Origin of the sequence: Streptomyces sp. YS-3, assembly GCF_045257485.1 — a bacterium.
Taxonomy (GTDB): Bacteria; Actinomycetota; Actinomycetes; order Streptomycetales; family Streptomycetaceae; genus Streptomyces.
This window is the reverse complement of the sequence record NZ_JBJHPC010000131.1, coordinates 1-14,250: the sequence shown is the minus strand read 5'-3', so window position 1 is coordinate 14,250 and position 14,250 is coordinate 1. Positions and strand designations below refer to the sequence as shown.

The window sequence follows — 14,250 nt, the reverse complement described above, 5'->3', positions numbered from 1 at the left end:
GCGCTGGGGGCGGGGCGTCCGGAGTGACACCGGCGTGGTCCTTTCTCTGTGGGGAGGAGAGACGGACGTGCGGTGGTGCGGGGAACGCTGACCGTGCGGAGATGCTGCGGGGGACGCCGTGGGCGATCCTGAAAGCCGAAAGTTTCGGACTTCGCAGCGATTCTGTCGCTGACCCTAGAGCCGGGCTGATGCCCCGTCAACCGTTCGGGGACGCTTCTGCGGCGGGGCCGTGCTGGAGCGCTCGACCAGGCTGGTGGCGAGGTCCACCCGTCGGCTGCCGGGGCGGGTGCCCCGGGCGAGGTCGATCACCATACGGGCCGCCACCTCGGCCATCTCCGTCAGCGGCTGGCGGACGGTGGTGAGCGGCGGACCGACCCAGCGGGCCAGCGGCAGGTCGTCGAAGCCGACCACGCTGAGGTCCTCGGGGACGCGGAGCCCCAGCTCGCGGGCCGCCTCGTACAGCCCGAGGGCCTGGAGGTCGTTTCCGGCGAACACGGCGGTCGGACGGTCGGGCAGCTTCAGCAGCTCCGCCCCGATCCGGTGCCCCGCCTCGTGGTGGAAGTCGCCCTCGCGGACCAGCTCCGGGTCGTACGCGATGCCGGCCATGTCGAGCGCCGCCCGGTAGCCGTCGGCGCGCGCCCGGCTGCACATCATGTGGCCCGGACCGCCGATCAGGCCGATCCGGCGGTGGCCGAGGTCGAGCAGGTGCCGGGTGGCGGCCAGGCCGCCGTCCCAGTTGGTGGTGCCGACCGCGGGCACCTCCTGGCCGGGGTCGCCGGCCGGGTCCAGGACGACGAACGGGATGTCGCGGCCGGCCAGTTGCTCCTGCTGCGAGCGGTCCAGGCCGGACAGGACGAGCAGTACGCCGGTGGGGCGGCGGGCGAGCACCCCGTCCACCCAGGACTGGCCGGGGGTGAGCCGCCCGGAGGATTCCGAGAGGACGATGCTCAGGCCTTCGGCACGCGCCACGTTCTCGACGCCGCGGATCACCTCCATCGCCCAGACGCTCTCCAGCTCGTGGAAGACCAGTTCGAGCAGCGGGCTCGCCTGGGTGCCGCGCCGCCGCCGGTATCCGTGCCGGCGCAGCAGCTCCTCCACCCGCTCCCGGGTGGCCGGGGCGACGTCGGCCCGGCCGTTCAGGACCTTCGAAACAGTCGGAGCGGAGACTCCCGCCTCGTGTGCGATCTCAGCGAGTGTCGCCGCTCTCTTCACGTCTTTCCTCCTGCCCTGCCCCGCTGGGCGAGCTGCGCTGTGGGTGGCCGACGGCACGGATGCTAGCCGGTTGGCCACTCGGATCGGATCCTGCCGGAACTCTTGACGGGCGATCAGGCCGGTTCTAGGGTCCCCGCAACATTCGCTAATAATTCCGCAATATTCGAATGAGGGGTAGGGGCATGGGACTGAGACGTGCCGTGATCGCCACCACCACCGCACTCGTCCTGGGCGCGACCGCCGCGTGCGGCTCGGACGGCGGATCGTCCGGCAGCGGCTCGGGGACGATCCATGTGATGGTCTACGGCGACGCCGCCAACAAGGTCGAGAAACAGATGGCCGAGACCTTCAACAAGACCTCCAAGGTCAAAGTGGTGATCGACACCGTCCCCGGCGCGGACTACCAGCAGAAGCTGCAGACCGTCATCAACACCCCCCACGCCCCGGACGTCTTCTTCAACTGGGGCGGCGGTTCCATCCAGCCCTTCGTCAAGGCGGGTCTGCTGCTCCCGCTGGACGGCTACATCGCCAAGGACCCGGGTCTGAAGAGCAACTTCCTGCCGTCGGTGTTCAACTCGGCAGTCGTGGACGGCAAACCGTACGGCGTACCGATGCGCGGCACCCAGCCGGTGCTGCTGTTCCACAACAAGAAGGTGCTGGCCGACGCCGGTCTGACCCCGCCCCGGACCTGGGACGAGCTGATCGCCGCCACCAGGACGCTCAAGGCCAAGGGCATCACCCCGATCGCGCTGGGCGGCGCCGACCAGTGGCCCACCCTGATGTGGTTCGAGTACCTGTACGACCGCATCGCCGGACCCGGGCTGTTCTCCCGGGCGGTGAGCGGCGACCGGGCCGCCTGGGCGAGCGAGGACAGCCGCAAGGCGCTGGCCACCCTCGGTCAACTGGCCGGCTCCGGCGCGTTCGGCCGCACCTTCGACTCCGTGAAGTTCACCGACGGCGGCTCCCCCGCGCTGGTGGCCAGGGGCCGGGCCGCCTTCGAGCTGATGGGCTCCTGGTACTACTCCACCCAGCAGGACGCCAATCCGGACTTCGCCAGATCCGGCCTCGGCTACACCGGCTTCCCGACGGTGAGCGGAGGCAAGGGCGACCCGGCCGACGTGGTGGGCAACACCAACAACTTCTACTCGATCCTCAAGAAGACCAAGCACCCGGAGACCGCCGCCGCGTTCCTCAAACTGATGTACTCCGAGGAGTTCGTCAAGGCCCAGCTCGCCATCGGCAACCTGCCCACCACCGTGAACACCGTGGACTTCCTGGACAAGGCGGCCAGCCCCGCCTACTCCAAGTACCAGTACGAGCTGGTCAAGGCCGCCCCCTCGTTCCAGCTCTCCTGGGACCAGGCCTACCCGCCGAGCGCGGCCACCCCGATGCACACCGCCGTCCAGCGGTTCTTCGACGGCAAGCTCGACGCCGACGGCTTCATCAAGGCCATGCAGGCCTTGCCCGCCTCATGAGGGCCGCCGCGAAGGAGGGCGCGGGAGTGAGCCGTCCCGGGTTCGCCTGGGCGGCGCCCGCCGCGGTGTTCTTCCTGCTCTTCGCGATCCTGCCGCTCGTCCTGGTCGCCGTACTCTCCTTCACCAGCTGGGACGGCGTCAGCGAGCCGCACTTCAACGGCCTGGCCAACTGGACCACGCTGATCCACGACCCGGTGATGACGCAGTCGGTCTGGACCACCCTGCTGCTCACCGGACTCGGCGTGGTCACCCAGACACCGGTCAGCCTGCTGCTCGGTGTCTGGGCCGCCGGCCACCAGCGCAACCGGGCCGTGCTCTCGGCGATCTACTTCGTACCGCTGCTGCTGTCGGCGACCGCCGTGTCCGTGGTGTGGCGCGCGGTCCTCGACCCCAACTTCGGCGTGCCCTCGCAGCTGACCTGGCTGTTCGGCGACGGCAACCTGCTCGGCAGCCGCAGCGGCGCCCTCGCGGTCCTCACCTTCGTGGGCGTATGGCAGTTCACCCCGCTGCACGCGCTGATCTACCAGGGCGGCGCCCGCGCCATCCCCCAGGTCCTCTACCAGGCCGCCGCCGTCGACGGCGCGGGCACCGTACGGCAGTTCTTCCACATCACCCTGCCGCAACTGCGCAACAGCATCATCACCTCGACGGTGCTGATGGTCGTCGGCGGCCTCACCACCTTCGACACGGTGCTCATCATCACCCAGGGCGGCCCCGGCACCGACACCACCGTGAGCGCCTACTACATGTACCAAAAGGCCTTCAAGAGCTACGACTTCGGCGCGGCCTCGGCCATCGCCCTGGTCCTGGTCGTCGTCGCCACCCTGATCTCGCTGGCCGTGGTCAAGTTCTCCGGCTACGACCGGATGCGCGGCACGACGGAGGGCCTGTGATGCGCGGGCGCCCCAACTACCTCGCGGGACTCGGTTCCCTGGTCTGGCTGCTGCTGGTCGGCCTGCCGCTGTACGTCCTGGTGCTCGCCACGCTGCGCACCCGCGCCGACTACTCCACCAAGGGTCCGCTCAGCCCGCCCGCCCAGTGGACCGTGCACAACTACCTCACCGACCTGTCCAACGGCTTCGGTCAGGACTTCCTCAACACCCTCACCGTCACCGCCAGCGTGGTCGCGATCGTGCTGCTGGTCGTCCCGCCGCTCGCGTACGCCATCGTACGAGCCCGCGGCCGGGCCACCGGCTGGGTGTTCCGGCTGTTCCTGCTGGGCCTGGCGATCCCCGCCCAGGCGGTCATCGTGCCGATGTTCTACCTGATCAGCAAGGCCGGGCTGTACGACCACCTCATCGGGGTCATCCTGCCGACCGCCGCCTTCTGCCTCCCGGTCTGCACACTGGTCCTCACCGGGGCGATGCGCGACATCAGCCCCGAGCTGTACGAGGCGATGGCGATGGACGGTGCCTCACCGGCCCGGGTCTTCCGGCAGCTGGTGCTGCCGCTGTCCAGGGGCGGCCTGTCCTCCATCGTGGTCTTCGCCGCCCTCCAGGCGTGGAACGGCTTCCTGTTCCCGCTGATCCTCACCCAGTCCGAGTCCACCAAGGTCATCACCCTCGGCCTGTACGAGTTCCAGACCGAGCACGGCGTCGACGTACCCGGACTGCTCAGCGCCGTGGTGCTGTCCATGCTTCCCATCTTCGTCGTCTACCTGTTCGCCCGCCGCGCCCTCGTCCAGGGCCTGACGGGAGTGGGAGGAAAATGAGCGGCACCCCGAACCCCGAGACCGGAACCACCTCGCCCCCCGCCCCGGACACCGTTCCCGCCTGGCGCAACACCACGCTCGGCGCGGAGGCCCGGGCCGACGCGCTGATCGCGGCGATGACCCTGCGGGAGAAGACCGCCCAGCTCTTCGGCGTCTGGGTGGGCGTCAGCGACGAGGGCGGCGACATCGCCCCGCACCAGCACGAAATGGAGGAGCCGCCCGACCTCGACGCGCTGCTGCCGTACGGGCTCGGCCAGATGACCCGTCCGTTCGGCACGGCCCCGGTCGATCCGGCGCTCGGCGCCCTCTCGCTGCTGCGCTCCCAGCGCCGGATCGCCGCCGCCAACCGCTTCGGCATTCCCGCCCTCGCCCACGAGGAGTGCCTGGCGGGCTTCGCCGCCTGGGGCGCCACCGCCTACCCTGTGCCCCTTTCCTGGGGCGCCGCCTTCAACCCCCCGCTGGTACGCCGGATGGCCGCCGCGATCGGCCGCGACATGCGGGCCGTCGGAGTGCACCAGGGCCTCGCGCCCGTACTCGACGTGGTGCGTGACGCCCGCTGGGGACGGGTGGAGGAGACCATCGGCGAGGACCCGTACCTGGTCGGCACCATCGCCGCCGCCTATGTGCGGGGCCTGGAATCGGCCGGCGTCGTCGCCACCCTCAAGCACTTCGCCGGGTACTCCGCCTCCCGCGCCGGACGCAATCTCGCCCCCGTCAGCATGGGCCCGCGCGAGCGCGCCGACGTCATTCTGCCGCCGTTCGAGATGGCCCTGCGCGAAGGCCGCCCCGGCTCGGTCATGCACGCCTACACCGACACCGACGGCATTCCCGGCGCCGCCGACGAGGCACTGCTCACCGGACTGCTCCGGGACACCTGGGGCTTCGACGGCACCGTCGTCGCCGACTACTTCGGCATCGCCTTCCTCAAGGCGCTGCACGGCGTGGCCGAGGACTGGCCGCAGGCCGCCGCCCTGGCGCTCACCAGCGGCGTCGACGTCGAACTGCCGACCGTGAAGACCTTCGGACAGCCCCTGCTCGACGCCGTCGCCACCGGGCTCGTACCGGAGCGGCTGATCGACCGCGCGCTGCGCCGCGTCCTGGTCCAAAAGGCCCGGCTCGGCTTGCTGGACCCGGACTGGAACCCCGTGCCCGAAGCCCTCGCCGGAGCCGATCCGAGCGAGCCCGAGGCCCTGCGCGGCCTCGTCGACCTCGACCCGCCCGCCAACCGCGCGCTCGCCGCGGAACTGGCCGAGCAGGCCGTGGTGCTGCTGCGCAACGACGGTGTGCTGCCGCTGGCCCGCCCCGCCCGGATCGCGGTGATCGGCCCGAACGCCGACGAGCCCACCGCGGTACTGGGCTGCTACGCCTTTCCCGTACACGTGGGAAGCCAGCATCCGAAAGTGCCGCTCGGCATCGAACTGCCGGCCCTGCGCGAGGCGTTGCAGGCCGAGTTCCCCGGCTGCGAGCTGTGGACGGTGCGCGGCGTGGAGGTCGACGGCGAGGACGTGAGCGGCATAGCGGAGGCCGTCCGGGCCGCTGAGCGGGCCGACGTGGTGGTGCTCGCCCTCGGCGACCGGGCCGGGCTGTTCGGCCGCGGCACCAGCGGCGAGGGCTGCGACGCCGCGTCCCTGGAACTGCCCGGGCGGCAGCGCGAGTTGCTGGACGCGCTGCTGGACCGCGGCACCCCGGTCGTGGTCACCTTGCTGGCGGGTCGGCCTTACGCGCTGGGGCGTGCGGTGAGCGAGGCGGCGGCGATCCTGCAGTGCTTCTTCCCCGGCGAGGCGGGCACACAGGCCGTGGCGGGTGTGCTCAGCGGGCGGGTCAACCCGTCCGGACGGCTGCCCGTCAGTATCCCCGCGCACCCCTGCGTCCAGCCCTCGACCTACCTCGCCGCACGGCTCGCCCACGCGAGCGAGGTCTCCAGCACCGACCCGACGGCCGCCTACGGCTTCGGGCACGGGCTCGGCTACACCGAGTTCACCTGGTCGGGGCTGGCGGTCGAGACGGCGGAGACCGGCACGGACGGGGAGTTCCGGCTCGCCTTCGACCTGCGCAACACGGGTGACCGGACCGGCAGCGAGGTCGTCCAGCTCTATCTGCACGATCCGGTGGCCTGCGTGGTGCAGCCCGTGCAGCGGCTGGTCGGCTACCGGCGCATCGAGCTGGCCGCGGGCGCGGGATGCCGGGTGGAGCTGGTGGTCCCCGCCGATCTGGCCTCCTTCACCGGCCGCGAGGGACACCGCATCGTGGAGCCGGGCGCCCTGGAACTGCGGATAGCCGCCTCCAGCACCGATGCCCGCTTCCGCGTACCGCTGCGTCTCACCGGACCGGTGCGCCCGCTGGACCACACCCGCCGTCTCCACCCGACGGTCACCGTTCGGGCCGCGCACCCGTGAACGGCTGTCGCCGACCACGGCCCGTGGCCGGCGGCGGTCCTCGGTCTAGCGTGCGATCAGGACCCGTACGTCCCAGGCGCCGAGGGCCACCGAGCCTCCGGCGGGCACGAGGCTGCCGTCGAGCGCATCCGTCAGCGCCACGGGAGCCCGGACGCCGACGGGTTGCCAGCTCCAGTTGTGCACCACGTGGACGCGCCGCCCGTCCGGCGAGGTGCCGGTGGCGGCGGTGACCTGGACGGGCAGGTCCGCCCAGCCGCTACGGGGGCGGGGCGCCGTCCAGACGGCCAGCGCACGGGCCAGATCGCGTCCTGGCACGGTACCGACGCAGGTGATCCGGCCCGCACCGTGCGGACGGGTGGTGACGGCGGGCCAGCGGCCGAAGTGCGGATGGTCGTACTCGGCGAGCACCGTGGCGTCGACGACGGTCAGTCCGTCCACCCAGCGCGTCGCCGTCGCGGCGGCGGGCAGGGTGAGCGGGCTGCCGGGAACGCTCTGGAGCCGGAGCGGTCGGGACAGGTTACTGAACTCCTCGTACGACACTCCCGCGGCCTCCACCAGGCGTGCCGGGCTCGGCTCGTGGCGCGCCCTGGCCTCGTGGTCGGCGTAGCCCGTGCGCGGGCCGAGGACGAGGTGACCGCCCGCCCGGGCGTAGGCGGCGAACCAGTCGAGCAGGGAGTCCTCGGCGAGGTACAGCCCCGGGACGACCAGCACGGGGTGGCGGCGCGCGGCCAGGTCGGGCGCCAGGCCTTCCCGTTCGCCTCGGGCGTCGTGCAGTTGACGGGCGTGCAGGATCCGCACCTGGCGGCCCGCCTCGAAGGCGCCGCGGTAGAACGGGTCGAAGATGCCGTGGTAGGCCGCCGGGTCGGGAGCGCCGTCCCCGGTCGCCAGCGGGGGGTGTTTCTGCATCAGCCACTTGCTGGGCATCGAGTAGACCATGGCTATGTCGGCATCCGGCTCGAGCCCGGCGACCAGCGCCCCCGCCCTCTCGAACTCGCCTCCCAGCCGGGTGAGTTCGGTGTGGAGACGGCCGGGACGGCCGCTGTGCGGCAGGATGCCGCCCCAGTACGTCTCGGCGCCGAAGGGCAGGGTGTGCCAGTGCCAGTACTCGATCATCCGTGCGCCACGGGAGACGAGGGCCCAGGCGGCCTGCCGCCACTGCCCGTCGTAGGCGGGCCGGTTGTCGGAGGGCCCGCCGATGGCCTGGGCGTTGGTCTCCGTGACCAGGAACGGTTCCTGACGGGAGGAGAAAATCCGGTCGGCGCTCTGGTAAAGGGCCCAGACACCGGTGGAATGCCATCCCTGTACGTGGTCGTCGGGCGTGGGGTCGGGCAGGGTGAGAGCGTCCTGCATGGCGTAGTAGGGGTTGCCCGCCGTGATGTCCAGGCCGTCGGTCAGTTCGTCGTCCTCCAGCGCGGGGTGGCCGTAGTGCAGACAGGTGGTGACGAACTGACCGGGGCGGGCGTACTCGCGCACGATGTCGGCCTGCCAGGTGATGAACTCGCTGGTCTGGCGCGCCTGGAACGCTCGCCAGGCGGCGTCGTACTGCGGCTGGGCGTTGCCGTCGGGCGTCCACAGGTCGGCCCAGGTGGTCAGGCGGTGCGACCAGTAGACCAACCCCCACTCCTCGTTGAGGGTCTCCACGTCACCGTAGGTGTGGCGCAGGTGGTCGACGAAGCGCTGGAAGACGCCTCGGTTGTGCGGCAGCCGGCAGCCGGGCTCGTTGTCCACCTGGTAGCCGATGACGGAGGGGTGCCCGGCGTAGTGGGCGACGATGAGCCGGACCACCCGCTCGGCGTGGAAGCGGAAGGCGGGGTGGGTGAAGTCGGCCTCCTGGCGGCCACCCCACCGGGCGCTCCGTCCCGTGGCGTACTCGGCGGCGATCTCCGGATACTGGCGGGCCAGCCACGGTGGTACGGCGTAGGTGGGTGTGCCGAGGACGACCGAGATGCCGCGGTCGTGGGCGGCGTCGAGTACGGGCCGCAGCCAGTCCAGGTCGAACCGTCCGTTCTCCGGCTCCCAGGTGGACCACACCGACTCACCGACCCTGATGACGGTGAAACGCGCCTGTGCCATCAGGTCCAGGTCTTCCTTGAGCCGTTCGTGGCGCTGGTACTCCGGGTAGTAGGCGGCGCCGAACAGGACGCGAGGGGGCAGCGGGAACATGCGTGGGGACCTCGGGAGGTGAGAGGCCCGGCCGCCGGGAGGCCGGCGGCCGGGGCGAGGACGGGGTGGTCAGGAGACGGTGCCGGTCACCGAGGTTCCGGTCCGTGTGACGTGGTACGTGGCGATCGCGCCGCTGTGGAAGTGGAAGACGAGCGTCGCCGGTTGGCCGTCGCGCAGCGCGTTCAGGAAGGCGGGGGTCAGGATGATCGTGCTGTGGGGGTAGTCCGGCGAGAAGGCCTGGTTGAACTCCTGGTACGGGGTCCAGCTGGTCTGGCCGGCGTTGCTGCCGTCGGCGTATGTGGCGTGCATGGTCGCCAGCACGTCGCCCCGGTACTGGGTGGGAAGGGTGAACGAAGCGGTCGTGCCGGTGGCGTTCGACAGCGCCGGGGTGTCGTAGGTGACGATGTCGATGTTCCAGGGCAGCCCCTTGGAGAACCGGGCCTGGAGGGTGGCGTTGACCCCGTAGGCGCGGTTGCCGACCAGCCGCGTGACCGCGGTGGCGGTGAGGGTGAGCCTGTTGTCGGAGACGGTGTAGTCCCGCCCCGCGACCAGCCTGGTGCCGCCCTGCCACAGCCCCTGGAAGGTGGTGCCGTTGAGGTTGAGGGTGAGGGTTTCGGCGGTGATCGCGCTGGACTTCGGTACGAACACCTTGTCGAAGGAGGCCGTGCCCGAGCGGGTGGTCCAGCTCGACTTGATCCAGTTGAAGAGGGCGGGGTCGCGCCACCGGAGCGTCTCGCGGTTGAGGTAGGCGAACGGGTCCCACAGGGCGGTGGTCACCCCGGCGGCCCGTGCCATGTACCCCAGGTGCTCGTAGTACTTGAGGGCCTCGCCCCGCTCGACGCGGTCCGGGTGATTGAAGTCGGGCCAGCTGAGCAGGCCGTACTCGCCGAGGTAGACAGGGATGCCCCGGGCCACGAAGGTGTTGTGGAAGCGGGCGAAGGAGTCGTTGAGGTCCTTCTGGGCGGCGTCGTCGTAGCGGGTGCCGCCCGCGATGTTCACGCTGAACGGGTACCAGCTGTAGTAGTGGACGGTGGCCACCAGATTGCGGTCGCGCAGCGAGTTGATCGTGGTGGACAGGTCGTCCAGGAGGGGCTGGGTGCCGCTGCCTCCCTGGGTGGGCAGAACGAGCAGACGGTCGGTGTTCCTGCCGCCCGACGCGCGGACGATCTTGTGAAAGGAGACGTTCAGCTCGTTGAGGAACTGGGTCTTCTGCGCTTCCGTGGCGTTGTCGAAGACCGGTTCGTTGACGCTTTCGAGGAGCAGGGAGCGCGGCTCGTCCCTGAACGCCGCGGCGATCTGGGTCCAGGAGGCGTTGAACCGTGCGAGCACCTTGTCGTGGTCCGTGGTCATCTTCGAGATCCACTGCCAGGAGTCGTGGTGGACGTTGAGCACGACGTAGAGGCCGTCGGCCACGGCCCAGTCGACCACCTGCCTCACGCGGCTCATGAACGCGGCGTCGATGGTGTACGGGGCGGTGGCGGACTGGTGGTCGGTCCAGGTCACCGGGATGCGGATACTGCGGAAGCCCTGTGCGCGCAGGGTGTCGAAGAGGCTCTTGGTGGCCTTCGGGTTGCCCCACGAGGTCTCGTCCGGAATGGCGTCCAGGGTGTTGCCCAGGTTCCAGCTGGGCTGCATCGCGGCGACGGCGTCCATGCGCGATGCCGGGACCCTGACGGTGACCCCTGCCGGTTCCGGCGAGCGGTCGGGCGCGGCCAGCGCGGTGGTGCCGGACAGCCCCAGCATGAGGGCGAGTGCCAGCAGCAGGGCGGCGAGGCGTCCGGGGCTGTGGCCGCCCGGATGCGCCGCCGGTCGTATGTCGTTCATGTGTCGTCCCTTTCGTGGGGTTAGGTGACGCACGGTGTCGATCGGTCAGGAGGTGTGGAGCGGCTCGTAGTCGAACCAGTCGAAGTGGACGGTCCCGGCGCTGGCGTACATGCCGATGACCCGGCCGGTGAAGCCGCCGGCCACCTCGGTGGACAGATACCGGCCCTCAAGCGTGGTGAGCACGCTGAGCGTGCCGTCCGGCTCCACCACGCCGAAAGAGAGGACATCGGGCCCGGTCCGGGCGTCCTGCGGTGGTTGCGGGGCGACGTCGACGCCGAGGACCAGCGGACCGGCGGCTGCCGGCCGGCAGGCGACCTCGGCGCGCAGCGGCCCGATACGGGCGAACACCGTCACCTCTCCCGCGGCTGCCTCGATCTCGTAGTGGTGCCGCTCGTCCAGCCGGACCGCGAGGCCGCCGCGTCCCTCGGAGGGGTCGATCAGCGCCCGCGTGCGGCAGGTCAGGTGCTGCTGGCGGCGGCCGACGAACACCGCGTCGTTGTCGTCGAGGGAGCTCCCGGCCGCGCGCAGGGTCAGCCACCCGGGCCGCTCCTTGGTGGTGCACCGGTCCTCGGGACGCTCGCGGAGCGAGATCCAGCGGGGCTGGAGTCCGGCGTCGTCGAAGTCGTCGCGGACCGGCTCCTCCGGGCCGGGCCGGAGAGGCCACGGGGGTACGGGCAGGTCGGGGGAGAGGTCACCGACGACCGGCCACCCGTCCACCCACTCCACCGGTACGAGGAAGGTCTCCCGGCCGAGCACGTGCCAGCCGGGGGTGCCACCGCGTGGCCTTACTCCCAGCAGCACCATCCGCCACGAGCCGTCGGGGGCCCGCACCAGGTCCGCGTGGCCGGTGTTCTGGATGGGGTGGTCGGTGCCGCGGTGCGTCAGGATCGGGTTGGCCGGGCACGGTTCGAACGGCCCCGAGGGTGTGGGCCCGCGGGCGATGGACACACCGTGGCCGCGTTCCGTGCCGCCCTCGGCGATGAGCAGGTACCAGTACGCGCCGATCCGGTAGAGGTGCGGTGCTTCGGGGGCCAGGGCGCCGGGCGTGCCGGACCACAGCCGCCGCGGGGCGGAGGTCTCCCCGGTCAGCGGGTCGAGGCGGACCTGGGAGACCCCGGCGACGGTGCACCAGCAGACACCGTCCTCGTCCCAGGCCAGGTCCGGGTCGATGCCCGGGACACCGGGCAGTCGGACGGGCTCGGACCACGGTCCGGCGGGGTCGGTGGCGGAGAACAGGAGGTTGCCCTCACCCCGGGCCACATTGGTGACGATCAGCCAGAAGCGGCCGTCGTGGTGGCGCAGGGTGGGTGCGTAGATCCCGCCCGACGAGGGCGTGCCGGGTGGGAGGCGCAGTTGGCCCGGCCGGTCGAGCACGTTGCCGATCTGGGTCCAGTGGACCAGGTCGCGGCTGTGGAAGACGGGCACGCCGGGGAAGTACTCGAAGCTGGAGCACACGAGGTAGTAGTCGTCGCCCACCCGGCAGATGCTGGGGTCGGGATGGAAACCGGGGATCACGGGGTTGGTGACGGCATTGTCCGTCCGCTGGTCTGGCATGGGAGCAAGTACCTTTCGCCGTACGGGGTTTGGGCGTCCTTGAGTCGGGCCCGGACCGACAGGGATCCGTCGGTGTCCTGCGGGCCCTTCGAACTCGGTGGGGTAAGGACTTGCGGCGGCGCGTGTCGATGGGTGCTTCGGCGCCGGTGGGTTCAGTACGCGCGCAGAACCGCGCAGCCGCCGGGCGGCAGTTCGGCGAGGGTGCCATCGGTCAGCAGGTCGTGCCCGGGTTCGGGCAGGGCGACGGATTCGGTGCTGTGGTTGATCAGCACGTGCCACCGGCGGCCGTCCGGGGCCCGGCGGACCACGGCCTCGACGCGGGAGGGCAGGCCCGGCAGCACCGGAGCCACCCCGGCTTCCGTGAGCAGCCGGGTGACCAGGGCCGCGTAGCCGGTGTCGTCGAGGCGGGTGGAGAGGTACCAGCCCTGCCCGGCGCCGAATGCGTGGCGGGTGAGCGCGGGCCGCCCGGCGAGCATGCCCTCGGTGTACGTGACGAGTGCCTCGGCGCCTTCCGTACGCAGGGATTCGCTCCACACGGTGCCGTGCGAGCCGTCCGAGAGGGCGACCTCCTCGTCCTGCCGCAGGGGGCGGTACTCCTCGACCCGGGTGCCGAGGGCTTCGCCGAGTGCCGCCGCCGGGTAGCCGCCGAGCCGGGCGTGCAGGCGCTCGTCGACCGCGCCGCTGAAGTGCTGGACCAGCAGCGTTCCGCCCTCGGCGATGTAGCGGCGCAGGTTCGCGGCGCCCGCGTCGGTGAGCAGGAACAGGGCCGGGGCGAGGACGAGCCGGTAGCGGCTCAGGTCGTGTTCGGGGTGGGCGAAGTCGACCGTGGCACCGGCGTCCCACAGTGCCCGGTGGGCGCGCCGCAGGGTGTCGTGGTAGTCGAGTCCGGCCGACGGGAGTCCGTCGCCCTCCAGCGCCCACCAGGCGTCGGAGTCGTGCAGGACGGCGACCTCGGTACGGACGGTGGAACCCGCCAGTTCGCCCAGGCGGGCCACGGCCTCTCCGACCGCCGTGACCTCGCGGAAGAGACGGCTGTCCGGACCGGCGTGCGGAACCATCGCCGAGTGCCACTGCTCGGCTCCCGCCCTGGACTGGCGCCACTGGAAGAACAGGGCGCCCTCCGAACCGCGGGCGATGTGGCCCAGGGTGTGGCGGAGTATGTCGCCCGGCTCCTTGGCGAGGACGCGGCCGGTGGCGTAGACGGTGTTGGTGCCCTGTTCCATCAGCAGCCAGGGCGCGCCGCCGCCGAAGGAGCGGGCCCGGTCGGCGCCGAAGGCGGTGTCCGCGGCGGCGTCCACGCCCGGTGCGGTGGGGTAGTGGTCGATGGCGACCAGGTCCACCTCGCGGCCGAAGGCCCACAGGTCCAGGTTCTGGTAGGCGGGGACCATCAGGTTGGTCGTCACCGGGCGGTCGCTGTGGGCGCGGATGGCGTCGCGCTGCTCGCGGTAGGCGGCGAGCGCCTCGTCCGACCAGAAGCGCCGGAAGTCCAGTGCCTGACCGGGGTTCTTGTGCCACTGGGTGGCGCGGGGCGGCTGGATCTGCTCCCAGGAGGTGTAGCGCTGGCTCCAGAACGCCGTGGCCCAGGCGTCGTTGAGGGCGTCGAGGGAGCCGTGGCGGGTACGCAGCCAGGTGCGGAAGGCGGCTGCGGTGTGCTCGCACCAGCACAGCGTCGCGTACTCGTTGTGCACGTGCCACAGGGCCAGGGCGGGGTGGTCGCCGTAGCGTTCGGCGAGGGCGCCGGCGATGAGGCGGGCGGCCCTGCGGTAGGCCGGGGTCGCGAGGCAGTAGGTGTCCCGGCTGCCGTGGGTCAGCCGGATGCCCTCGGGGGTGACCGGCAGGGCGTCGGGGTGGGCCAGGGTGGGTCAGCCGGATGCCCTCGGGGGTGACCGGCAGGGCGTCGGGGTGGGCCAGGGTG

9 protein-coding genes are annotated in these 14,250 nt (G+C 71.5%); 4 read left to right on the top strand and 5 right to left on the bottom strand.

From position 1 onward, the window contains the following. Positions 1-174 precede the first annotated feature (174 nt). Positions 175-1,212: a LacI family DNA-binding transcriptional regulator gene (locus ACJA3G_RS13980; RefSeq protein WP_406553278.1), complete on the bottom strand. Its 1,038-nt coding sequence runs from the start codon at positions 1,210-1,212 to the stop codon at positions 175-177. Positions 1,213-1,379: 167 nt separating this feature from the next. Here ACJA3G_RS13980 and ACJA3G_RS13975 point away from each other — a divergent pair, with 167 nt between their 5' ends. Genes ACJA3G_RS13975 through ACJA3G_RS13960 form a run of 4 tightly spaced genes read left to right on the top strand, consistent with a single transcriptional unit; the run spans position 1,380 to position 6,794 of the window. Then, positions 1,380-2,687 carry an ABC transporter substrate-binding protein gene (locus tag ACJA3G_RS13975; RefSeq protein ID WP_406553277.1) on the top strand — a complete coding sequence of 436 codons (1,308 nt, stop codon included), beginning with the start codon at positions 1,380-1,382 and terminating at the stop codon, positions 2,685-2,687. Then, positions 2,684-3,580, top strand: a complete 897-nt coding sequence (locus ACJA3G_RS13970) for a carbohydrate ABC transporter permease (protein ID WP_406553276.1) — start codon at positions 2,684-2,686, stop codon at positions 3,578-3,580. Before ACJA3G_RS13975 ends, ACJA3G_RS13970 begins: the two co-directional genes overlap by 4 nt. Beyond that, entirely contained in the window at positions 3,580-4,398 is an 819-nt protein-coding gene (locus tag ACJA3G_RS13965; protein WP_406553275.1) for a carbohydrate ABC transporter permease, read from the top strand. Before ACJA3G_RS13970 ends, ACJA3G_RS13965 begins: the two co-directional genes overlap by 1 nt. Next, a complete protein-coding gene (locus ACJA3G_RS13960; protein ID WP_406553274.1) occupies positions 4,395-6,794 on the top strand; it encodes a beta-glucosidase in 2,400 nt (799 codons plus the stop codon). The genes ACJA3G_RS13965 and ACJA3G_RS13960 overlap by 4 nt, the downstream gene beginning before the upstream one ends. A gap of 45 nt (positions 6,795-6,839) precedes the next feature. Here the strand turns inward: ACJA3G_RS13960 and ACJA3G_RS13955 are convergent, their stop codons facing one another. The 4 genes from ACJA3G_RS13955 to ACJA3G_RS13940 form a co-directional block, all read right to left on the bottom strand. Then, the gene (locus tag ACJA3G_RS13955; RefSeq protein WP_406553273.1) at positions 6,840-8,957 is read right to left on the bottom strand and encodes a beta-galactosidase; all 2,118 of its coding nucleotides are present in this window, start codon (positions 8,955-8,957) and stop codon (positions 6,840-6,842) included. A gap of 69 nt (positions 8,958-9,026) precedes the next feature. Further along, positions 9,027-10,781 (bottom strand): cellulase family glycosylhydrolase, encoded by a 1,755-nt coding sequence (locus ACJA3G_RS13950; protein ID WP_406553272.1) that lies wholly within the window; start codon positions 10,779-10,781, stop codon positions 9,027-9,029. Between the two features lie 45 nt (positions 10,782-10,826). Further along, a complete protein-coding gene (locus ACJA3G_RS13945; RefSeq protein WP_406553271.1) occupies positions 10,827-12,335 on the bottom strand; it encodes a glycoside hydrolase family 43 protein in 1,509 nt (502 codons plus the stop codon). 152 nt (positions 12,336-12,487) lie between these two features. Further along, positions 12,488-14,191 carry a beta-galactosidase gene (locus tag ACJA3G_RS13940; protein WP_406553279.1) on the bottom strand — a complete coding sequence of 568 codons (1,704 nt, stop codon included), beginning with the start codon at positions 14,189-14,191 and terminating at the stop codon, positions 12,488-12,490. Positions 14,192-14,250: the final 59 nt, after the last annotated feature.

Coding starts and splice junctions, on each gene's coding strand:
- ACJA3G_RS13975 (WP_406553277.1), top strand. CDS start 1,380: ATGAGGGGTAGGGGCATGGGACTGAGACGTGCCGTGATCGCCACCACC.
- ACJA3G_RS13970 (WP_406553276.1), top strand. CDS start 2,684: ATGAGGGCCGCCGCGAAGGAGGGCGCGGGAGTGAGCCGTCCCGGGTTC.
- ACJA3G_RS13965 (WP_406553275.1), top strand. CDS start 3,580: ATGCGCGGGCGCCCCAACTACCTCGCGGGACTCGGTTCCCTGGTCTGG.
- ACJA3G_RS13960 (WP_406553274.1), top strand. CDS start 4,395: ATGAGCGGCACCCCGAACCCCGAGACCGGAACCACCTCGCCCCCCGCC.
- ACJA3G_RS13955 (WP_406553273.1), bottom strand. CDS start 8,957: ATGTTCCCGCTGCCCCCTCGCGTCCTGTTCGGCGCCGCCTACTACCCG.
- ACJA3G_RS13950 (WP_406553272.1), bottom strand. CDS start 10,781: ATGAACGACATACGACCGGCGGCGCATCCGGGCGGCCACAGCCCCGGA.
- ACJA3G_RS13945 (WP_406553271.1), bottom strand. CDS start 12,335: ATGCCAGACCAGCGGACGGACAATGCCGTCACCAACCCCGTGATCCCC.